The organism is Tenacibaculum profundicola (genome assembly GCF_057220795.1).
In genome coordinates this window covers 2,637,434-2,660,321 of record NZ_CM170137.1, presented here as the reverse complement: position 1 = coordinate 2,660,321, position 22,888 = coordinate 2,637,434, and the positions used below count along the sequence as shown (strand labels likewise).

Sequence of the window (22,888 nt, the reverse complement as noted above, 5' to 3'; positions counted from 1 at the left end):
ATTAAAACAATTCATATTTAATACAACTACACTTACACACCTTGTATCCAATTAAAACCATAAAAACCTTACGTATTAACACTCCTACTGCCAACAGTAACAACAAACATACAATAAAAGATAAGCTTATAAAACTGACCTCACATCTTAAGGCTTCAAAATTATATTAGGCAGTTTTACATAACTAATAACCAACAAACATTCAAAAAAACCATATCTAATCCATTAAAAAAACATTACTAATAATATGATTTAATAAAAAAAAACGTTATTAATAACATGAACATACATGTTAAACCCTAAAAAAAACACTTACATCATAAAATAATATTTACTTCACAAAAAAACTAAACCAATACTATCAATAAAAACTAAGTAATTAAAAACATATAACCATATTTAAAAAACAAGTCTTCAATTAACAACAAACACAGTAACAAATTCTATATTAATAAAACACAAACTACTTATAAACAAAAAACACATATATGTTATTTTAATGAAATTAACAAAATTGATAAACGTTCCATGTGGAACATTTATCAATTTTATGTAATATTGCGCTTTATTAATAATTGTTCCACGGGGAACATTCAAACTATCATATATTGAAAAGAGAAAAAAACTTTTATAAAAACTTAGTACCTTATCTTAATTGTATAGATTATACTGTTTCTAATGAAAGTTATGAACTCATGTATAATAACGATTATGACATGCTTGTTACATCACCTCTGCCAGATGATCTAGACAACTACTATCAAAGTGAGGACTATATTTCACATACAGATAGGTCAAAAAACCTATTTGAACAAACCTACCAATTAGTAAAAAAACACACCTTAAGAAAAAAACTAGCTCTCATCAACTCATTTCAAACTGACAGTAAATCGATTTTAGATATTGGTGCTGGTACTGGGGATTTTCTTAAAATATGCTTAGATGATGATTGGCTAGTAAAAGGAATAGAGCCCTCGGAAAATGCAAGAAATTTAGCAATCCGTAAAGGGGTATTTCTTAATACTGATATCAGTCAAATTACTACCGATCGTTTTGATATTATTACACTTTGGCATGTACTAGAACATATACCAAATTTAACAGAATATATTAAAAACATAAAAAAATTATTAAAACCGAATGGTAAAATAATCATCGCTGTGCCAAATTTCAAAAGTTACGATGCTTGTTTTTATAAAGAATATTGGGCTGCTTATGATGTGCCAAGACATGCATGGCATTTCTCAAGAACATCAATTCAAAAAATATTTACCGAACATACTATAGTAATTGATAAAATTCTACCCATGAAATTCGACTCCTATTATGTATCATTACTAAGTGAAAAAAACAAGAATGGTAAAACAAATCTAATCAAAGCATTTTTTATTGGATTCTTCTCAAATATAAAAGCTAAACGAACTAAGGAGTACTCATCACTTATATATATCCTAAAAAATGGTTAAATTTAGTTTTAAATATGTTTTAAAGAAGTTTTAAACCAAAAACAACATAACACCCTAGTAAAAATTAAAAACCCCTTAAAATAGTATTTTTAAGGGGTTTTTTAATAAGAAAAAACAATACAAAATTATTTTTCTATAATTTCTAGTTATTTAATAAAAACATTCCAAAAATAGCGATTAAAAAATAAACTGCCAATGTCATAGCGCCTGCATAATCTTTTGCTAATCGTTGACCAATTAATAAAAATATTAATGCCAATCCTGAAAGTTGAACTCCTAACAACGCTAATTCTTTAGAACCCGTTGTAGCAATATTAAAAATTCCTACAAACATAAACGCACCTGCTAACAATTCTATAGCTAAAATAATACCCAATAATAACGGCACCATATTTTTTAATGGTGAATTCTGAAAATGTTCTTTTACGAAAGTTAAATTTCCCTTCCAATCTGTTACCTTGTCGACTCCGGATTGTAAGAAGGTTATTAACAAAAAAAGCAGAATTAAAATTTCTGTTACATTATTTTTAATTAGTTCCATATAATTGATTTTTAGCAAATATAAGTTATAATAAAAAATATGTAACGTTTATTAAAAATTACGTCATATATTTAATATTCATTATATTTATAAAAAAGATTCTATCAACCTTTAAAACTTATTATCATGGTATTTTATGCACCATTTTTTTTCTTAGGATTAATCCTACTTATTTCCGCATTATTCACTGTAAAACAACAAACTGCGGCCATTTTAGAACGTTTTGGTAAATTCCACAGTATTCGCCAATCAGGTTTACATTTAAAAATTCCTTTCGTAGATAGGATTGCTGGTAAATTGAGCTTAAAAATTCAACAGTTAGATGTTATCGTAGAGACGAAAACACTAGATGATGTATTCGTTAAGCTAAAAGTTTCCGTACAATATAAAGTAGTTAGAGAAAAAGTATATGAAGCTTTTTACAAACTTGATTATCCTCATGATCAAATCACGTCTTATGTGTTTGATGTTGTACGTGCAGAGGTTCCTAAGATGAAACTAGATGATGTTTTTGTTAAAAAAGATGATATCGCTATTGCTGTTAAAGGAGAACTAAACGACGCTATGATGGATTACGGTTATGATATTATTAAAACATTGGTTACTGATATTGATCCTGATGCACAAGTTAAAGAAGCAATGAACCGAATTAATGCCTCTGAACGCGAAAAGGTAGCCGCACAATATGAAGGTGATGCTCAACGTATATTAATCGTTGAAAAAGCAAAAGCTGAAGCCGAGAGTAAGCGTTTACAAGGACAGGGTATTGCTGACCAACGTAGAGAAATTGCACGCGGTTTAGAAGAGTCTGTTGAAGTTCTAAATAAAGTAGGTATTAATAGCCAGGAAGCTTCGGCATTGATTGTTGTTACACAGCATTACGATACCCTTCAATCAATAGGTAGTGAAACCAATACTAACTTAATATTACTACCTAATTCACCACAAGCAGGTAGTGATATGTTAAACAATATGGTGGCTAGTTTTACAGCCAGCAATCAGATTGGAGAAGCTATGAAAGACGCTAAAAATAAAAAGAATAACGAAGAATAATAAACGTTATTATATTCATTCTAATAATCAAAAAAACCGAATCTAAAAAGATTCGGTTTTTTTTATATAGTAAACTTTATTATTTTTTTTCCTCTATATTCTCTTTCTCATCATCGTTCTCTTTATCTTTTGTTGCGTTTTTAAATTCCTTAATACCAGTACCTAAACCTTTCATTAACTCAGGAATCTTACGGCCTCCGAACATTAAGAGTACTAATGCTACAACTACGGCTATTTGCCAAGGTCCTACAAATCCTAAAAAATTAGCAAGTAAATTCATCTTTAAACTTAATTTATTTACAAAGATACAAAATTAACTTCGGTGTTCAATTACTCCACCTATTACTTTTTTCTGCTTTAAAACTTCCGGTTTACCTTTATAAAAAATAGAACCTCCAAATGATACTTTTGCATCTAAAGTCTCTCCAGCTTGAACTTCTGCTTTAGCCCCTGAACCTGCTCTAACAATGTTCATATTAGTCACCGCAATTTTATACCCATGATAGTTGGCGCCCAGGTCTACACTCACATTTTGATTTTTAGTAGTACCCGAAAGCTTAATAACAGAACCCGATGTACTTTTAACAATCAAATGCTTTACCTGAACTACCATGTTTATAAACGCCCCTTCTTGAGCCTTTATTTCAACTGTTTGTTGATTTAATTGTTTACTAGTAATAACCGATCCTTCATTTGCATCAATGGTCACTAAATCTTTAGAATAATACAACGTTATTTTCACTTTACCATCAGCTGTTGTTTCTGGAAAAGAAAGTAAAACTTTTAGTTTATTATTGTCGCTTTTCAGTTTAACTTTATCTGCTTTTTCACCAGTAATTACCGCTTTATTTTCATCAGATCTAACCAATTCTATATCTATTCCATTATAAACTTTTAGTATCGTAAAACTCCCTAAATCTTTGGTTATATTCTTTTGAGAGTATATCAACGTACTAACTAAAAATAAACTTAATACTACATATTTTTTCATTTCTATTACATTTTATCTATTCAATATCTTCTACTAAATAGTCTTAATCATAACTATACAAACAATAACTATACCATTACTATAATGGTAAAAAACACATTTTATTGTTACAATAAGAAAGCTTAATGTGTTATTAATTCAAAATCTAGGTGTTTTCGCTCCAAATCAGTGTGTTTTACTTTAACAACCACTTCATCACCTAATTGTACCATATTTTTCGTAGATTGTCCTACTACAGCATATTGCTTTTCATCAAAAATATAATAATCATCTTTTATATCTTTAATTCTAACCATTCCTTCACATTTATTAGAAACTATTTCAACATAAATACCCCATTCGGTTACCCCAGAAACAACCCCATCAAATTCCTGATCTTTATGGTCTTGCATGTATTTTACTTGCATATACTTAATAGAGTCTCTTTCCGCTTTAGAAGCTAGTTCTTCCATTTTAGACGCATGCTTACATTTTTCTTCATAGATATCACTTTTTGGTGACTGACCTCCTTCTAAATAATGTTGAAGTAAACGATGTGTCATTACGTCAGGATAACGTCGTATTGGAGAAGTAAAATGCGAATAATAATTAAATGCTAGTCCGTAATGACCAATATTCTGAGTAGTATATTCAGCTTTACTCATAGTTCTAATTGCTAAAGTTTCCACTAAATTAGCTTCTCCTTTACCATGAACTTCACTAAGTAATTTATTTAAACTTTGAGATGTTTTTTCTCTTGTTTCTGTATTTATTTTATAGCCAAATTTACTAACAATGTTTTGTAGTGATGCTAACTTTTCAACATCTGGCTCATCGTGAACACGATATACAAAAGCACTATTTGTTATTTTTCCATTAGTAAAACCAATAAACTCAGCAACCTTTCTATTGGCTAACAACATAAATTCTTCAATTAATTTATTTGCATCCTTAGCCTCTTTAAAATAAACCCCAATAGGGTTAGCTTTTTCATCTAAATTAAATTTAACTTCAACTCTGTCAAATGAAATAGCCCCTTCCTTCATACGTTTTTTACGTAAGATTTTAGCTAATTCATCCAATTTCAATGTAGCTTCTACAATACTATCATCTACTACATAACTTTCACCCGTTAATGAAATATCAGCGGGTATTTCATTGCTCTTCGTTTCAATGATAACCTGTGCTTCTTCATAGGTAAAACGTTTATCTGAATATGTTACCGTTCTACCAAACCATTTATCAATAATTTGGGCTTTCTCATTGATTTCAAAAACTGCAGAGAACGTTAATTTTTCCTCATTAGGACGTAACGAACATACTCCATTAGATAACATCTCAGGTAGCATTGGCACAACTCTATCTACTAAGTAGACCGAAGTGGCTCTATCATAAGCTTCATCGTCTAATTTTGTATTTGGTTGTACATAGTGAGACACATCCGCTATATGAATTCCTATTTCATAATTTCCATTTTTTAACTTGGTAAATGACAAGGCATCATCAAAATCTTTAGCATCTTTAGGGTCAATAGTAAAGGTTAAATCATTACGCATATCTCTTCTCTTCCCTACTTCTTCTGCCGTAATTTCTACTGATAATTTACTCGCTTCTGTCTCTATTTCTTTAGGGAATTCATAAGGTAAACCATACTCCAACAAAATAGAATGTATTTCAGTATCGTGTTCTCCTGGACGTCCTAATACTTGTTCGATTTTTCCAAATGGATTTTTAGAATTTTCTGGCCAATCTGTAATTTTCGCCAGTACTTTATCACCGTCTGTAGCGTTACTTATTTTACTCTGGGGTATGAAAATATCAACGTACATCTTATTATTATCCGGTACCACAAACCCGAAATTTTTACTCATTTGAATGACACCAACAAACTCTTGTTTAGCACGTTCCATTATTTCAACAACATCTGCCTCCATTTTATTACTTCTTCTTTTCTTGTAAATATAAGCTCTTACAAGATCATTATGAAGACCTTTACCTAAATTGACTGAAGGTACAAAAACATCGTCTTGAAAATCATCACATATAAAATATGCGTTTCCATTAGTAGTAACATCTAATTTACCAATGTGATATTTTCGATCTTCATTAATTTGATATTTTCCTCTTTCAACCTCCAGTATTTTTTTGTTTGCAGTAAGTTCTACTAATTTTTGTAGAATTTGGCTCTTTCCATCAGAATCATTGATACCTAATTTGGAGGATATTTGCTTATAATTATAATGTTTACTGCTATCTTGATTAAGTATTTTGAAAATATTACGGGTCAAATCTTTAATAACCTTACCCTTTTTCTTGTAGATTTTTTTCTTTCTAGTCATTAATCTTACGTCTTATAAAATTTATGGCAAAATACAAATAAATTAATTGCCTATCTTCTTAAAAAGTGTTATAAATTCATTTTCGTATTTTACTGCAATTTTTAACTAATTTTAAATGAAAACAATCTGGTATGTCATTGCTAATCCAACCGCTGGTAACAAAAACTTTAAAAAGTTATGGAACAAAATTAAACATGAACTAAACATACATAATATCGATTATAGATTTGCTATGACAACCCACCACAAACATGAAGTTTCATTGGTTTATAATGCTATTAAAAAAGGCTATAGATATATTATTTCGGTTGGCGGTGATGGTACTTTACATCATATAATCAATGGAATCATGTGCCAAAAGATAATCGCTACAAACAATATCACCGTTGGAGTAATTCCTTTAGGTACTGGTAATGATTGGATTAAAACCCATAAAATACCTAACGATATAAAAAGAGCTGTTTCATTCATAAAACAACAACAAACCATATATCAAGATATAGGATATTTAGAATTAAAAAACACCAAGGCTTATTTTCATAATGTGGCTGGTATAGGATACGATGCCTACGTTGTTAATAAATTACATAAATTGAAACATCTTGGCCCTATTGCCTACATTTTAAGTGGAATTTCCGGATTACTATTCTACAAAAAAAATCCTTTTAGTATTGAAATTAATAATAAGGTTATTAAAAGCAAATGTTTGATGATTTTGTTTGGAATTTGTCAATATTCGGGAGGTGGAATGCGCTTAACTAAGTTTAAAGATGTTTCCGATGGTTTAATAGATATTACTATTGCTAAGAATCTATCTTTCATTGACTTGATACTAAATTTAAGAAAACTATACAATGGATTAATAATACATCATAAAAAAGTAGATACCTATACTTCAACAAAAGTATTAGTAACTCCCGTATTATTAGAGTCAGAAGTATTTATTGAAGCTGATGGTGAACTCATAGGTACAGGTCAAGTTAACGTCTCCATACTTAAACAAGCCATCCAGTTTGTAATTAACAAATCTTAATTTTAGTTAAAAAAATCTTAAAAAAATTGTAACATTTCTTAAAATTTATCGTCTATATAAATGAAAGAGTGTTAAAAATGAAAAACTTACGACAAATAATAGCATTATTTCTGTGTATTTTTATTACAGGTATTATTGTAACTGTTGTGAGTATTGATAAAACTTTAAAGAAGCCTACAACCAATAAAACAATCACAGTAAAAGACAGTATATATCTTGTCAAAAACAAGGTATAATATAAACTGTACTATATTACTAGTTATTTTTGAGATCTTCTATACTCATGTACTCACAAAAATTAACTTTTAAAATCAATACAAATAATACAATTTTACTGTTATTAACATTATATATTATTATCATAAAAGAATTTTTAAATTTAAAAAAAAGATAATGATTATAATAGCTTGTGAATATGTAGAGTAAAAAAACAAAGTAATAGTTGCTTTTACCACTTATTAAAAAAAATGAACAAGTTATTAGAGCTTTAATTCGCTAAAAACCACAATTGAATTTGAGTTATTAACAAAAGTTATAAACACAAGTTAACTGATTAGCATGAATTACTTTTTATTTTTTAATGTAAACAACATGTAAATTTTATGTTGATAAATGTTCGTTAAAAAATCATAAATAAAGTTGCGTATATGGAATGCAATCTTGTATTGTAATTTTTTTATGAAAAATCAAATCTTTTTTTTAAAACATACAATTAGTTCTTAACATTTTAGTAATACAGGTTAAGACGTTTATAATAAGTGAGTTATTAAGAAACTAAAAAAAAGCATTGTTAATTACTGTTGATAACCGTTAATAACGTTATTTTTGTTGTCTTAACTAAATTAAAATCAATAAACTATGACAATTGCGATTGGTAACGATCATGCGGGTACTGAATATAAATTTGAAATTATTAAATTATTAGAAGAATTAGGGTACAAAGTCATCAATTTTGGAACGAATACTGGTGATAGTATGGATTATCCGGACACAATACATCCAACAGCGGAAGCAGTTGAAACAGGACAGGCAGCGTTGGGTATTATTTTGTGTGGTAGTGGGAATGGTGCTCAAATGACCGCAAATAAACATCAAGGAGTGAGAGCGGCTTTATGTTGGAATACTGAGTTAGTTGAGTTAACACGTCAACATAATGATGCTAATATTTTAACAATTCCAGCGCGTTTTGTGTCGTTGCAACAAGCTTTGAGTTTTGTAAAAACGTTTTTGTCTACAGAGTTTGAAGGTGGTCGTCATAAAAATAGAGTTAATAAAATTGCTTCCGATAATTAATGATGTTTAAAGTAAGAACATTTCAAGAGTTAACTACTTCTGAATTGTATGAAATACTTCATTTACGATCAGAAGTGTTTGTTGTAGAGCAAAACTGTGTGTATCAAGATTTGGATTACAAAGATCAAACAGCACTACATGTTATTGGAGTAAAAGATGATAAAATTATTGCTTATGCTCGTTTATTTGACGGTGGAGAATATTTTGATACCCCAAGTTTTGGTAGGATTCTTATTCCATATTCAGAACGTAAACATGGTTACGGTCATGATTTAGTCAAAGCTTCTATAGATGCTATTTATAGTAATTATAGTGATACTACTATTACCATTTCAGCTCAGTTATATTTAGTTAACTTTTATACTTCTCATGGTTTTGAAGTTGTAGGAGAAGAATATTTTGAAGATGATATTGCGCATATTAAAATGATAAAAAATTAATAATTAAAAAAGGTAAACACTAAGTTTACCTTTTTTAATACACTTATAAAAAGTGCATTATATCAAAATATTTTTGTGATACTCTATTAAATTATCGATAGGTTTTGCGATGATTTCTGCAATTTTTACCCCGTTTTCATGCGCAACTTCATGGAGTAAATTTTTGAAGTAATATGCGATTGAACCAATAAAATATATAGGGGTATCTTTACTTTTGTTGTAGTTTAAAACATGATACATAAAAAATTGTTTGAATCCGCTTTTTACTAAATCTTTTACATATGAATCTTCTTGGTGATCAAACATAAATTTTGCATAAGAAGCTAGGTATTTATTTGGGTTATCAACTTTATACAAGTTGAATTTTATGACATCTGGAGTTAAATCAAATTCATCGTTAAAAAGAGCAGCTATTTTAGTAGGCATTTTTTTATAGAAATAATCTCTTAGTAAGCGTTTTCCAAAATAATTACCGCTGGCTTCATCCATAATAATGTATCCTAAAGAAGGGGCAATACATTCTACAGTATCTCCATTATAATAACAACTGTTTGCACCGGTTCCTAAGATACATACGATAGCTTTGCTATTTTTGGCCGAGGCGTAAACAGCACCCAAAATATCTTCTTCAACGACTATTTTAGTTGTGTTTGTAAAAAAGTTTTTTAAAATTTCTGTGAGTATTTTTGTTGGAGTTGAAGTTCCTAATCCAGCTCCATAAAAATATATTTCGGTTATTAAATCTTTATGTGTTTTTAATTCCTTAGAATTTTTCATTCTTGTTTGCAATTCCAACGAGGAAACAACGTTAGGGTTTAGCCCCAAAGTATTGGTTCTAAACACTTCGTTTTTATTATTATCTATAGCAACCCAATCTACTTTTGTTGAACCGCCGTCAGCTACTAAAATCATTATTTAACTTTTTTTCAAATATAAAGATATGTTTATTATAAGTTATTATTTTTTGCTACAACGTAATCGTTATGTTAATAAACGATTATCGGTTTGATGCATATATAGAAATTATATTTCTACCAAAAATAGTAGTATACGAGTCCTATAAAAATGGTAATAGGGGAAAAATAGGTATAACAATTTTATTTTAAATAAATAATATTAAGGTAATTAAACCTAAAAAGGCACTATGTTTTATAAAAACAAGCATATTGGCTCTATAACCAATAACTAGCTTGATCACGATTTGGAGAAAGGAAAACCAATACTGCAACTAGTATTAGGAGTAAAAACATCGTATAATTTTTGTAATTCACAAGATAAATTAATGACTAAAGAACAATGTTATTATATGTTTTTTTTTGATGGTAAAAAACTTGTTCAATATCGCGATAAACTATCTAGTTTTTTATAAATTAGCAGCTCTTATTTTTTAATAATTTTAGCAGATTTTATGGCAGCAGACAAAGAGAAGGAAGCAAAATTAAAAGCGCTTCAACTTACACTAGATAAATTAGATAAAACCTACGGTAAGGGTACAGTAATGAAATTAGGTGACAGTCAAATAGAAGATGTTGACGCGATTTCATCAGGATCATTAGGTTTGGATTTAGCTTTGGGTGTAGGAGGATATCCTAGAGGTAGAGTTATAGAAATTTACGGACCTGAATCATCGGGTAAAACAACCTTAACCATACATGCAATTGCAGAATCTCAAAAAGCCGGTGGAATTGCTGCGTTTATAGATGCGGAACACGCATTTGATCGTTTTTACGCTGAAAATTTAGGAGTAGATGTTGATAACTTGATTATTTCGCAACCGGACCATGGTGAGCAAGCACTTGAAATTGCTGATAATTTAATTCGTTCAGGAGCTATTGACATCGTTGTTATTGATTCGGTGGCTGCATTGACACCAAAATCAGAAATTGAAGGTGAAATGGGAGACTCTAAAATGGGGCTTCACGCACGATTAATGTCTCAGGCATTGCGTAAATTGACAGGAACGATAAGTAAAACAAATTGTACGGTTATTTTTATTAACCAATTACGTGAAAAAATTGGAGTGATGTTTGGTAATCCTGAAACGACAACAGGGGGTAATGCTTTAAAGTTTTATGCTTCAGTTCGTTTGGATATACGTAGAAGAACTCAAATAAAAGATGGCGATAGGGTTATTGGTAATAGCACGAAAGTAAAAGTTGTTAAAAACAAAGTAGCACCACCATTTCAACAAGCTGAATTTGATATAATGTATGGAGAAGGTATATCAAAAGTTGGTGAAGTTTTGGATATTGGTGTTGAGTATGGAATTATAAAGAAAAGTGGGTCATGGTTTAGTTACGGTGACACTAAATTAGGTCAGGGAAGAGATGCTGTAAAAGGAATCATAAAAGATAACCCTGAACTAATGGATGAGCTTGAAAATAAAATAAAAGAAGCTATTGAAAATCAGGAATAGAAGTAGATTTAAATTAAAAGTTCAAACAATTATTATTTAAAAGCTGGTGACAATTATTCACCAGCTTTTATATTTTTAACAAATTATAAATGATTTATATTTCAGAAGATATTCAACTAAAAACCATTTTAAATTCAGAAGCTGAAGTACTTTTTGAGTTAATGAATGAAATATATATTGATGCTTATAATCATTTTTGGAAAGACGCTGGTGAGTGGTATGTACAAATGCAATATTCAATAGAAAATATTCGAAAAGAACTTTCTGAAATAAACACAACATATTATTTTATTCACTTCAATGGTGAGCGGGTTGGAAACTTCAGAATTATATGGGATAAACAATTAACAGGTTTTAATAAAAAGGCATTAAAGTTGCATAGAATTTACTTGCATCCAAAGGTTCAAGGTAAAGGAATTGGCAAAAAACTAATCCATTGGTTAGAAACCGAAGCATTAAAAAAACAATATGAATTGATTTGGTTAGATGTTATGGATAAACAGCCTCAAGCTCTTGAGTTTTATAAAAGTATGGGATACCAATACTATTCACATTGTTTTTTAGATTTCGAATTATTGCACGATAGGTTTCGAAGAATGAATCAAGTTTATAAAAAATTAATACCATTTGTTATTTGATTACCCTAAGTTCAAGTGATAATACGTATAATTTAAACACCAGTACTACCGAATCCGCCCGTACCTCGTTCGGTTTCATCTAAAAGAGTAACTTCTTGCCAATGAACACGTTCGTGTTTTGCAATAATTAATTGTGCAACGCGCTCACCATCTTTAATGGTAAAGTCGCTATTAGATACGTTTACCAAAATCACACCTATTTCCCCTCTATAATCTGCATCTATAGTGCCGGGTGAATTTAAAACTGTAATTCCGTTTTTGGCAGCTAAGCCACTTCTAGGGCGCACCTGTGCTTCATAACCAACAGGAAGCGCAATAAACAAGCCTGTTTTTACAATAGTTCTCTCTAGAGGCTTTAATGTAATTGGCTCTTCAATATTAGCACGTAAGTCCATTCCTGCAGAACCTTCTGTTTCATAAGCAGGAATTTGATGTTTAGATTTGTTTATAATTTGTACGTTCATTGTTAAATATGTTTTCGAGGTCAAATATAATAACCATAAGTTTTAGATTGTAGTTGACAGATTTATTAATTTAGCATTTATAAACAAAACACTAAATGAAAGGTACACAAAAAATAGCCGTGTTAGGAGGCGGAAGTTGGGCAACAGCTATTGTTAAAATGCTTTCCGAAAATTTAGATACGATAGGATGGTATATGCGAAGTATATATGCTATTGAACATATAAAACGAAACAAACATAATCCTAGTTATTTAAGTTCTGCTGAATTACACCCTGAACAACTAGACCTATCAAATGAAGCCGATTATATTGTAGAAAATTATGATGTGTTAATTTTTGCGATACCATCAGCATTTTTGAAATCGGAATTAGATAAAATTACAGTATCATTAGAACATAAAATAGTTTTTTCCGCGATTAAAGGTATTGTGCCGGAGTCTGGTCTTATTGTTGGTGAACACTTTCATCACACGTATAAAATACCATATGAAAATATTGGTGTTGTAACAGGGCCATGCCATGCTGAAGAAGTTGCCATGGAACGATTGTCTTATTTGACACTAGCCTGTCAAGACCAGGAGAAAGCCAAAGACTTGAGTAAGTTCATTGCCGGAAGGTATATAAAAACAAAAATATCAGATGATATTATTGGCACAGAATATGCAGCCATGCTTAAAAATATTTATGCTATAGCCGCAGGAATTGCTCACGGTTTAGGATATGGTGATAATTTTCAATCAGTATTGATGAGTAATGGTATTAGAGAAATGAAACGTTTTATAAAGAAAGTTCATAAAATGAAACGTAATATTAATAACTCTGCATACTTAGGTGATTTATTAGTAACGGGTTACTCTGTTTTTAGTAGAAACAGAATGTTTGGAAATATGATTGGAAAAGGATATACAGTAAAATCAGCAATGTTTGAAATGAGCATGGTTGCAGAAGGGTATTACGCAACGAAGAGTGCTTACAAAATCAAAAAGGAAAATGGAGCAAAAACTCCTATTATCGATGCCGTCTTTAATGTTTTATACGATAAAAAAGAAGCGAAAGATGAGTTTAAAAAGTTAACAAATAGATTAGATTAGTTGTTTGCATTTGTACAAATAACCCTTCTTATAAAATAAGAAGTCCACATCAATCGCTTCTAATAATATGAGTTGTATATTGGTTTTATATAAAATAACAATAGCAACAAATTTAGGTTAAAATTCTGATATACAAACTTTTTTGTAAAATATATTCTAAAGAAAAAAAAAGTATATTATTACAGCTTAAATATTTTTATTACTTTTAGTTTAAAATTTAACAAAAATGAAAACAATTCAAGAGGCCGTTGAAACTACTATAAGAAAAACTCCATTTATTGAAGAGGCATTGAATGAAAAGTTAATTAATGTGTCTTCATTAGCAAGAGAGATTCTACCAGAGGTGTCTAAATTACTTAAAAAAGAAATAAAAGTAGGAGCCGTTATGATGGCGATTAATAGGTTGTCGCCCGTAAATGAATTACGTATTAGAAAGAACATAAAAAAACTAGCCTTAGACTTAGGTGACGTAATTGTACGATCTGATTTATGTGATTTTACTTTTAAAAACACGACTTCGTTATTGAAAGAGATTGCTAAAATATTAAGTAAATCAGCAGACAGCAATGATTACTTTTTAACTGTATCCCAGGGGATTTTTGAAACGAATATCGTTACGAGTAAAAATTTGCAACCTTTTGTAGAAGATATTTTTAAAAGTGAAGTTTTGATAACCAATGTAAGTGATTTGGCTTCAATAACGATTAAACTACCCAAGGAGAATCTCGAACAATCAGGAGTTTACTATTTTATATTGAAACAATTTGCTTGGGCCAATATTGCTGTTCAGGAAGTAATATCAACTACTCATGAAATGACTATTGTTGTTAAAGAACAAGACGTAAATGAAACATTTGCCATTTTAATGGATTTAAAACTGAACTAGTAGTAAAATAATGGAGAAAAAAGACCCGTATGCTTCTCTTAGAATAAAAGAGTTTAATATTTTTTTATTAGTACGATTTGTATTGGTATTTGCTTGGTCAATGCAGTTTATAATAATTGAATGGCAGGTATATTCACTTACAAAAGACCCTTGGAGCCTAGGGTTAATCGGTGCTTTTGAATTTATACCCGCATTTTCCATGGCCTTATTTGCGGGTCATATTGTTGACCAAAAAGAAAAACGGAATCTACTAGCACTATGTATTGCCTTGTTTTCTTTAATTAGTTTAGGCTTGTATTTTTTAACAAGACCCGATGTTTTAGAGGGCTCTAATTCTAAAACAGTGTTATATGCTATATATTCACTTGTTTTTTTTGGTGGTTTTTTACGTTCGTTTTTTGGACCAACAATTTTTTCATTAATTGCGTTAATTGTACCTAAAAAGTTATATCCAAACGCAGCTACGTGGAGCAGTACAACATGGCAAATAGCAAGTGTTTTAGGACCTGCTTTTGCTGGATATACGATTTACCTTATTGGTGTAAACCTTTCACTTTGTATTGTTTTTGCCTTCGTATTATTTTCATTTTTTATGGTATTCTTTATAAAGAGAAAACCCATTATGAATCATAAAAAAGGGGAGCCAATGTCGAGAAGTTTAAAAGAGGGAATAACATTTGTATTTAAAACAAAAGCGATCTTAGGTGCCATAACTTTAGATATGATCTCTGTTCTTTTTGGTGGTGCCATTGCTTTATTACCTATTTTTGCTCAAGATATCTTAGAAGTTGGCGCTAAAGGTTTTGGAGTATTGAGAGCGGCTCCTGCTGTGGGGGCTTTTTTAACTATGTTGATTACAGCCTATTTACCGATTAGTAAAAATGCAGGAATGAAGCTGTTAAGTGCTATTTTTGGTTTTGGTGTATGTATTATTGTTTTTGGAGCATCAACCATATTTTGGGTGTCATTAGTAGCATTGTTTTTTAGTGGTGTTACCGATGGTATTTCTATGGTTATTAGACAAACAATATTACAACTAAAAACACCAGATCATATGCGAGGAAGAGTATCGTCTGTAAACTCTATGTTTGTGGGGTCTTCAAATGAATTAGGAGCTCTTGAAAGTGGTTTAACAGCGAAATTGATGGGTACTGTAACAGCGGTTATTTTTGGAGGAACGATGACGTTGCTTACGGTAGTTACAACAGGGGTGCTTAACCCAACTTTAAGAAAATTAGATTTAACAAAAGATCTCGAGGAACACGAGAAGTAGGTGTAACAAGACATTGTTCTTTATTTTTTAAAAGGACTCTTCAGCTGTTGTTAATTGATATCCTGCAAAAACACCTACTGCATTTTCTCCTTCAATATTAGTAGGTGCAATAGCGCTATCGTAGAAGAGGATCCCTTCATAATAATGGTTCGAATCAATTGATTTAAGAGCATCGTATAGTATTTTTTCTGAATTAGCGATACGAACTTCAACTTTAGTCATTAGTTGATCATTAATACTAAACTCTTCGTAAGAGGTAATAGTTTGGTTCTCTAACGAATGATCGGTGGAAAAAGTATAATAATCAAAATCGAAACCACCCATGAAAACATTATCCGATACGCCAATAACATAGTAATTTCTTGTATTCTTTACGTCTTCAAACTCTATTTTTAGACGATTTTTGAAGTTTGATTGAGAAACATAATCTTGCACTTCAAGCGTAACATTTTTTACGGGTTCTGATGGAATTTGGCAAGAAGCTTTATATGTTTTTCCTTCTATCTCTACTAAAAGAAAATATTTTTTTTCTGCAATAATTGGTAAATCTGATGCTGAAACCTCGTAGCTGTGTGAAGTATTTGAGTATAGTAAATTTACCATATTATCATGCTCATCAGAAATGGTAACCAAAGCATTGGTAATAACTAAATCATCAATTGTTGAAGTATCATTTATAGGTATTGATTTAGAGATTTGAACCTTCAATATAGCATCCTGAGGAGAGAGGAACCCATTGATAACGGTAAATTGTTTTTGATCCAATAAGTGACTTACATCAAAATTGCTTTCACAACTAGTTAATGCTATACAAAGTATTCCTAAAGTAATATGTTTTAAATAGTTCATGTTTGTTAAAATTTATAGGTGTAACTGACAGACGGGACAAATTGAAGAGAAGTTACTTTTTTAAGCTTTAAATCTTCATTATTATAATAATAAAAAAAAGGGTTTTTTCTTGCATAAATATTATATACAGAAAACTCCCAAAATCGCTCCGTTTTTTTACTTAGCTTTTTATGAAGTTGTATTCCTAAATCTAATCTATGGTAATTTTCACCTCTAAAGTTATTTCGCTCGGTTAAGAAACCATTTATAGTTTCATAATAATTAGCAGGAATTAAAAAATTATTAGTATTCGTTAATGCTTTTTTATCTATTAAATTATAATTATTACCACTTGAAAACACCCATGACCCGGATAAGACAATTTTTTTAGAAGGCTTGTAAACACCTACCAAGGATAAATCATGTCTTCTATCATATTTAGAAAAAAAACGGTTTCCTCTGTTTAATTCATTAAACTGCCTGTCAGACCATGATAATGTGTACCCGAACCATCCAGTCAGTTTTCCTGTGTTTTTTCGTAGCAATAACTCTGTTCCATATGCCCATCCTTGTCCAGTTGTAATGCTATCTTCCCAATTAAGTTCTTTACCAGAATCTAAATCACTGAGTAATAAAAAAGAAGTTCCCTCTTTATAGGAAATAATATTGTCCATTTTTTTATAATATCCTTCAAGAGAAACAGAATAGTCTTTGTTTACAAAGTCTTTAATAACTCCTAGCGCGTACTGCTCAGAGCTTTGTGGCTTCAATTTTTCAGTAGAAGTAACCCAAAGATCCGTTGGTAAACCAGCGCCAGAATTAGACAACAAATGAACATACTGATTCATTTTTGAGTACGATGTTTTGACCGCTAGGTCTGGTTTTATGTTCCAGGAAATTGTGGCCCTAGGCTCAAAATTTAAGTAATTTTTGACCTTATGCTTAAAATGTGTTAACCGTATTCCGCCAGAAAAACTTAGAAATTTTGATATTTTCCAATCGTCTTCTGCATAAATAGCACTTTCTAAAGACTTTATATTTTGCTTATATTCTGTACTTTCTTTTCCTGTTTGTTCATTTTTTGATTGTTTTGGAGTAAAGTTATGATAGGTAGTGGTTGCTCCAAACTTGATAGAATGCTCGGGAATTGGGTAATAATCGAAGTCTATTTTAAAACCATAATCATTAATCCCAGAACTTAGCTTAAAAAGAGTACGGTCATTCTCAAAATTTTGCTCATCCTTAATATTAAAATTATAATTACTAAAAATAAGAGAAGTATTCGAAAAAAACTTATCATTAAACTGATGATTCCATCTTAATGTAGAAGTAATATTACCCCATGAAACTTGAGTGTTAAAATCGTTATATTTTGATGAAAAGTCATCACTACCGTAATAATTACTCCAAAACAGTTTGTTTTTATCGTTAAAAACATGGTGAATTTTAAAATTCAAATCGGTAAAATAAAATAATGAACTTTCTGAACCTTTTGAAAAAGGTTTTAGTAATACATCAATATAGGTACGTCTTCCGCTAAACAAAAAAGAGGTTTTTCCCTTGTTAATAGGGCCTTCTAAAACTAATGATGATGAGATTAAACCAATATTTACTTTGCCTTTCAACTTTTCTTTATTACCGTTTTTTGTATCAATTTTTAGTACTGATGATAACCTACCTCCGAACCTAGCAGGAAATCCCCCTTTAAATATTTCAATGGACTTTATGGCGTCACCGTTAAATACAGATAAAAAACCAAACAAGTGATTGGAGTTATATACCGGAGCATCATCTAATATGATTAGATTTTGATCAGGAGTTCCACCTCTTACAAAGAAACCAGATGTACCTTCATTTCCCCTTTGTATTCCTGGTAATAACTGTAGTGTTTTGATTATATCCTTTTCTCCTAGTATAGAAGGAATACTTTCAATATCTTTTGGATTTAGCCTTATCCTGCTCATTTGCGAAACCTGACTTTCTTTTATTTCTGTGTTAGCTGTAATAATTATTTCATCAAGAACTTCCGTATTTAAGTTCATGTTGAGGTTTAACTGTATGTTTTCTTTTAGATCAACGGTCTTTTTGATGGTGGTATACCCAACATAAGATACTACTAATTCGTGTATCCCTTTTGGAAGTGTTAGTGAATAAAAACCGTAGTCATTTGTGGTTGTTCCAACCGCACTGTTCGGAATGTATATTGAAACTACGGGAAGGTGTTCTAGGCTGCCCGACTCTTTTATATAGCCGCTTATCGTAAATTTCTTTTTAGTAGATAAAGGTTTTTTGTTTTGACTGTGCAGTTTGCACTGAAAACTGCACAAAAAACAAAATATAATAAAAAACAGGATTTTAAATTTACACTCAGGTGTTGTTTCTGCATTCTTCATAAGGAGACTATTATTGTTAATTGTACGTATAGAAAAAAGGCACTTAAATACTTGTTATAACTTAAGCTCGAAGGTATGTGTTTTTTAATGTACATTTTCGTAATTAACACAGGTTACGAAAAATATAACAGATACAGCTATGATTTCTTAAATATCTGTAAATTAAATGTTAAAGTCTAATTTTTATATGAATAATCTCAGAAAAAAGTTGTTTGAGTTTTTTAAACAGGGCAAAAATAAACATCTTTAGAAAGACTGTTTTTATCATGAATGATGCATAATTCGGGTTTAATTTAGTAGCAATACACTAAATAACTAAACATGAACATTTGTGATTTTTGGTGGTATTTGAACTACACCTATATAAAGTTTTTAACAAGAAGAGCCTCTATTCATTTTCGTAAATAAATCCCATAAAACAACCCCGCAACTAACAGCAATGTTTAAAGAATGTTTAGTGCCTAGTTGAGGTATTTCAATGCAGCTGTCTGAGGCAGAAACAACATCTTGTTGCACGCCCTTAACTTCATTTCCAAAAACCACTGCGTATTTTTGATTTACTTCAGGTGTAAAAGCGTCGAGCATAGTACTATTTTCAGCTTGCTCTATAGACAAAACGCTAACCTGCTCATTTTTTAAACGCGTTACCAAATCTAAAGTATCTTCAACATATTCCCAAGTAACAGATTCAGTAGCCCCTAAAGCAGTTTTATGTATTTCCTTATTAGGAGGTGTCGCTGTAATACCACACAAATAAACCTTTTCAATTAAAAAAGCATCTGAAGTTCTAAAAACGGAACCAACATTATTTAAACTCCTAATATTATCTAAAACTACAATAATTGGCGTTTTGGTTGTTTGTTTAAATTCATCAACGCTAATGCGTCCTAGTTCATTGTTTTTAAGCTTTCTCATTTATGATGTATTATTACTACTGTATAAAGTGATTTTTAATTAGTCATTTCGATTTCAAGGAAACAATCTCTAAACCAGCGGCAAAGCTGTTACGTACTTAAAAGGAGCGTATTTCATAGTATCTTCTCGTAATGACAGACAATCAGTGAAATATTACTACATTTTCAAATGGATTCATTTATGAACTAACCACTTTTTTCTATCTTCGCAAAACTAACAGAAAAAATCCAAAAACTTGGCAAAAGCAAAGGCAAAAAAGGTAACCCCCCTAATGCAACAGTATAACGGAATTAAGTCAAAATATCCAGACGCGATGTTACTATTTAGGGTGGGCGATTTTTATGAAACCTTTGGTGAAGACGCCATAAAAGCTTCTGAGATATTAGGTATTATTTTAACCAAAAGAGGAGCTGGTAGCGAGAGTGAAACAGCCTTGGCAGGATTCCCTCATCATTCGTTAAACACCTATTTACCCAAATTGGTAAAAGCGGGGCTTCGGGTGGCTATCTGTGATCAGTTGGAAGATCCGAAAATGACCAAAAAAATTGTAAAGCGAGGCGTTACAGAGCTAGTGACACCAGGGGTAGCTTTAAATGACGATATATTACAATCGAAATCTAATAATTTTTTAGCAGCGGTTCATTTTGGAAAAAAGTTAATCGGAATATCTTTTTTAGACGTTTCTACAGGTGAGTTTTTGATAGCTCAAGGAAATGAAGAGTATATTGATAAATTACTACAGAATTTTTCACCAAGCGAAGTATTGGTGCAGAAACAGTTTAAACAACGTTTTTTAGAACTGTTTACCAATAGATTCCACAGCTTTTATTTAGATGATTGGGTGTTTCAAAAAGACTATGGCTTTGAAACGTTAACAAATCATTTTAAAGTAAAGAATTTAAAAGGTTTTGGAGTTGATGAGCTAGAACAAGGAATTGTTGCTGGTGGAGCAGCCATGTATTATCTTTCAGAAACACAACATAATAAGTTAGAACATATACAATCTATTGGCCGAATAGCTGAAGATAATTATGTTTGGATGGATCGTTTTACCATTAAGAATTTAGAACTATATGGTGGTAATTCTTTGAATTCGGTTTCATTATTAAACATTATCGATAAAACTATTTCTCCTATGGGAGGAAGGTTGTTAAAACGTTGGTTGGCATTACCTTTAAAAGAGTTAGACGCGATTAAGCACCGCCATGAATTGGTGAAGTTTTTAATTGACAATGATTCGTTTTTAGATACGGTAAGCTATCAATTGAAACAAATCTCTGACATAGAGCGCTTAATTTCTAAAGTAGCTACAGGAAAGGTTTCTCCGAGAGAAACAGCATTACTTAGAAACTCGTTAAAAGCAATTTTACCTATTAAAGAGGTTGCTGAAAAAAGCAAGAACCCTTCTGTAAAGCTTATAGGGAAACAATTGAATGACTGTAAAGAGCTCATTGAAAAAATTACCACAACTATTTTTGATGATGCGCCAGTAAACATTAATAAAGGAAATGCGATTGCCGATGGTGTTTCTGACGAATTAGATGAATTGCGGAGTATAGCAAACTCTGGAAAAGAGTACTTAGACAATATGTTGACTCGCGAATCCGAGCAAACAGGAATTCCGAGTTTAAAAATAGCCTTTAATAACGTTTTTGGATATTATATAGAAGTTAGAAATACACATAAGAGCAAAGTACCGGAAGAATGGATTCGCAAACAGACGCTTGTAAACGCTGAGCGTTATATAACAGAAGAGCTAAAAGAATATGAAACTAAAATTTTAGGCGCTGAAGAAAAAATACAACAACTAGAGGCAGAGATTTTTGCAGAGCTAGTAAATTATATCATTGGTTTTGTACAACCCATACAACAAAACGCACAGTTAATTGCACAAATAGACTGTTTATTATCGTTTGCTACCTTGGCAATAGACAATAATTACGTGCGTCCAGTTATTGATAAAAGCACAGATATTGAAATCAAAAACGGTCGCCATCCAGTTATTGAAAAACAGCTACCTATAGGCGATGAATATATAGCGAATGATGTTGTTTTAAACCGAAATCAACAACAAATAATTATGATTACTGGGCCTAATATGTCTGGTAAATCAGCAATACTACGTCAAACAGCCTTAATTGTTTTATTGGCACAAATGGGAAGTTATGTTCCAGCACAAAATGCCCGTATTGGTTTGGTAGATAAAATTTTTACCAGAGTAGGAGCTAGTGACAACATATCAATGGGAGAATCGACCTTTATGGTTGAGATGAACGAAACAGCATCTATCTTAAACAATATTTCTGAAAGAAGCCTAGTATTGTTAGATGAAATAGGACGCGGTACCTCTACATATGATGGTATTTCGATTGCGTGGGCGATTGCCGAATATTTGCACGAACACCCTTCAAAAGCTAAAACACTATTTGCAACGCATTACCACGAGCTCAATGAAATGACCACTACTTTTGAACGGGTAAAGAACTTTAATGTATCGGTAAAAGAACTTGAAGACAGCATCATTTTTTTAAGAAAATTGGTAGCAGGAGGAAGCAACCACAGTTTTGGAATCCATGTAGCGAAATTAGCAGGAATGCCAACTATGGTAATTCGTAGAGCCAACAAAATTCTAAAACAACTAGAAGAAAATCACTCACAAAAAGAAGTAAAAGACACGCTTAAGGGTGTTCATAATGAAGAAATGCAACTAAGCTTTTTTCAATTAGACGATCCTTTACTTGAGAACTTGAGAGATGAAATTTTGACCACCAATATAGATGTTCTAACCCCTATAGAAGCGCTAATGAAACTTAATGAAATTAAGCGGATGTTGGTGAAAAAATAGAATG

21 protein-coding genes are annotated in these 22,888 nt (G+C 31.0%); 12 read left to right on the top strand and 9 right to left on the bottom strand.

The features are described 5' to 3' along the window. The first annotated feature begins 608 nt into the window (after positions 1 to 608). The gene (locus AC2TDS_RS11455; protein WP_484735722.1) at positions 609 to 1,466 is read left to right on the top strand and encodes a class I SAM-dependent methyltransferase; all 858 of its coding nucleotides are present in this window, start codon (positions 609 to 611) and stop codon (positions 1,464 to 1,466) included. 142 nt (positions 1,467 to 1,608) lie between these two features. Here AC2TDS_RS11455 and AC2TDS_RS11450 read toward each other — a convergent pair whose 3' ends face one another. Continuing rightward, a complete protein-coding gene (locus AC2TDS_RS11450) occupies positions 1,609 to 2,007 on the bottom strand; it encodes a DoxX family protein (RefSeq protein ID WP_484735721.1) in 399 nt (132 codons plus the stop codon). 126 nt (positions 2,008 to 2,133) lie between these two features. Between AC2TDS_RS11450 and AC2TDS_RS11445 the strand changes: the two genes are divergently transcribed. Further along, a complete protein-coding gene (locus AC2TDS_RS11445) occupies positions 2,134 to 3,060 on the top strand; it encodes an SPFH domain-containing protein (RefSeq protein ID WP_484735720.1) in 927 nt (308 codons plus the stop codon). Between the two features lie 79 nt (positions 3,061 to 3,139). Here AC2TDS_RS11445 and AC2TDS_RS11440 read toward each other — a convergent pair whose 3' ends face one another. The 3 genes from AC2TDS_RS11440 to rnr all read right to left on the bottom strand — a co-directional run bounded on the left by AC2TDS_RS11440 (position 3,140) and on the right by rnr (position 6,369). Next, positions 3,140 to 3,340 carry a twin-arginine translocase TatA/TatE family subunit gene (locus AC2TDS_RS11440; protein WP_484735719.1) on the bottom strand — a complete coding sequence of 67 codons (201 nt, stop codon included), beginning with the start codon at positions 3,338 to 3,340 and terminating at the stop codon, positions 3,140 to 3,142. 33 nt (positions 3,341 to 3,373) lie between these two features. Further along, complete coding sequence (locus AC2TDS_RS11435; protein ID WP_484735718.1) at positions 3,374 to 4,051, bottom strand: head GIN domain-containing protein; 678 nt, start codon at positions 4,049 to 4,051, stop codon at positions 3,374 to 3,376. Positions 4,052 to 4,173: 122 nt separating this feature from the next. Next, complete coding sequence (gene rnr / locus AC2TDS_RS11430) at positions 4,174 to 6,369, bottom strand: ribonuclease R (protein WP_484735717.1); 2,196 nt, start codon at positions 6,367 to 6,369, stop codon at positions 4,174 to 4,176. Positions 6,370 to 6,484: 115 nt separating this feature from the next. On the opposite strand from rnr, the gene AC2TDS_RS11425 reads away from it, so the two are divergent. The 4 genes from AC2TDS_RS11425 to AC2TDS_RS11410 all read left to right on the top strand — a co-directional run bounded on the left by AC2TDS_RS11425 (position 6,485) and on the right by AC2TDS_RS11410 (position 9,135). After that, the gene (locus AC2TDS_RS11425) at positions 6,485 to 7,402 is read left to right on the top strand and encodes a diacylglycerol/lipid kinase family protein (RefSeq protein ID WP_484735716.1); all 918 of its coding nucleotides are present in this window, start codon (positions 6,485 to 6,487) and stop codon (positions 7,400 to 7,402) included. A gap of 77 nt (positions 7,403 to 7,479) precedes the next feature. Then, positions 7,480 to 7,638 carry a hypothetical protein gene (locus AC2TDS_RS11420; protein ID WP_484735715.1) on the top strand — a complete coding sequence of 53 codons (159 nt, stop codon included), beginning with the start codon at positions 7,480 to 7,482 and terminating at the stop codon, positions 7,636 to 7,638. Between the two features lie 622 nt (positions 7,639 to 8,260). Then, on the top strand, positions 8,261 to 8,695 hold the full coding sequence (gene rpiB, locus AC2TDS_RS11415) for a ribose 5-phosphate isomerase B (RefSeq protein ID WP_484735714.1): 435 nt from the start codon (positions 8,261 to 8,263) through the stop codon (positions 8,693 to 8,695). After that, positions 8,695 to 9,135, top strand: coding sequence for a GNAT family N-acetyltransferase (locus AC2TDS_RS11410; protein WP_484735713.1), 441 nt, complete (start codon positions 8,695 to 8,697; stop codon positions 9,133 to 9,135). The genes rpiB and AC2TDS_RS11410 overlap by 1 nt, the downstream gene beginning before the upstream one ends. Positions 9,136 to 9,192: 57 nt before the next feature. On the opposite strand, the gene AC2TDS_RS11405 is transcribed toward AC2TDS_RS11410, so the two are convergent. Further along, positions 9,193 to 10,047, bottom strand: coding sequence for an N-acetylglucosamine kinase (locus AC2TDS_RS11405; protein ID WP_484735712.1), 855 nt, complete (start codon positions 10,045 to 10,047; stop codon positions 9,193 to 9,195). Between the two features lie 496 nt (positions 10,048 to 10,543). Between AC2TDS_RS11405 and recA the strand changes: the two genes are divergently transcribed. Then, positions 10,544 to 11,551, top strand: coding sequence for a recombinase RecA (gene recA, locus AC2TDS_RS11400; protein ID WP_484735711.1), 1,008 nt, complete (start codon positions 10,544 to 10,546; stop codon positions 11,549 to 11,551). Positions 11,552 to 11,640: 89 nt separating this feature from the next. Further along, a complete protein-coding gene (locus AC2TDS_RS11395; RefSeq protein ID WP_484735710.1) occupies positions 11,641 to 12,189 on the top strand; it encodes a GNAT family N-acetyltransferase in 549 nt (182 codons plus the stop codon). 32 nt (positions 12,190 to 12,221) lie between these two features. Here AC2TDS_RS11395 and dut read toward each other — a convergent pair whose 3' ends face one another. Continuing rightward, positions 12,222 to 12,653 carry a dUTP diphosphatase gene (dut, locus tag AC2TDS_RS11390; RefSeq protein ID WP_484735709.1) on the bottom strand — a complete coding sequence of 144 codons (432 nt, stop codon included), beginning with the start codon at positions 12,651 to 12,653 and terminating at the stop codon, positions 12,222 to 12,224. Between the two features lie 95 nt (positions 12,654 to 12,748). Between dut and AC2TDS_RS11385 the strand changes: the two genes are divergently transcribed. The 3 genes from AC2TDS_RS11385 (at position 12,749) to AC2TDS_RS11375 (ending at position 15,903) form a co-directional block, all read left to right on the top strand. After that, the gene (locus tag AC2TDS_RS11385; protein ID WP_484735708.1) at positions 12,749 to 13,744 is read left to right on the top strand and encodes an NAD(P)H-dependent glycerol-3-phosphate dehydrogenase; all 996 of its coding nucleotides are present in this window, start codon (positions 12,749 to 12,751) and stop codon (positions 13,742 to 13,744) included. 226 nt (positions 13,745 to 13,970) lie between these two features. Further along, positions 13,971 to 14,630: a hypothetical protein gene (locus AC2TDS_RS11380; protein ID WP_484735707.1), complete on the top strand. Its 660-nt coding sequence runs from the start codon at positions 13,971 to 13,973 to the stop codon at positions 14,628 to 14,630. Between the two features lie 10 nt (positions 14,631 to 14,640). Next, positions 14,641 to 15,903, top strand: coding sequence for an MFS transporter (locus AC2TDS_RS11375; RefSeq protein WP_484735706.1), 1,263 nt, complete (start codon positions 14,641 to 14,643; stop codon positions 15,901 to 15,903). A 27-nt stretch (positions 15,904 to 15,930) separates the two neighbouring features. Here the strand turns inward: AC2TDS_RS11375 and AC2TDS_RS11370 are convergent, their stop codons facing one another. The 3 genes from AC2TDS_RS11370 to AC2TDS_RS11360 all read right to left on the bottom strand — a co-directional run bounded on the left by AC2TDS_RS11370 (position 15,931) and on the right by AC2TDS_RS11360 (position 20,039). After that, positions 15,931 to 16,752, bottom strand: a complete 822-nt coding sequence (locus AC2TDS_RS11370) for a DUF4249 family protein (protein ID WP_484735705.1) — start codon at positions 16,750 to 16,752, stop codon at positions 15,931 to 15,933. 5 nt (positions 16,753 to 16,757) lie between these two features. Next, positions 16,758 to 19,124 (bottom strand): TonB-dependent receptor, encoded by a 2,367-nt coding sequence (locus tag AC2TDS_RS11365; protein WP_484735704.1) that lies wholly within the window; start codon positions 19,122 to 19,124, stop codon positions 16,758 to 16,760. Positions 19,125 to 19,496: 372 nt separating this feature from the next. After that, positions 19,497 to 20,039 (bottom strand): RNA methyltransferase, encoded by a 543-nt coding sequence (locus AC2TDS_RS11360; RefSeq protein ID WP_484735703.1) that lies wholly within the window; start codon positions 20,037 to 20,039, stop codon positions 19,497 to 19,499. Between the two features lie 235 nt (positions 20,040 to 20,274). Here AC2TDS_RS11360 and mutS point away from each other — a divergent pair, with 235 nt between their 5' ends. Next, on the top strand, positions 20,275 to 22,884 hold the full coding sequence (mutS, locus tag AC2TDS_RS11355; RefSeq protein WP_484735702.1) for a DNA mismatch repair protein MutS: 2,610 nt from the start codon (positions 20,275 to 20,277) through the stop codon (positions 22,882 to 22,884). Positions 22,885 to 22,888: the final 4 nt, after the last annotated feature.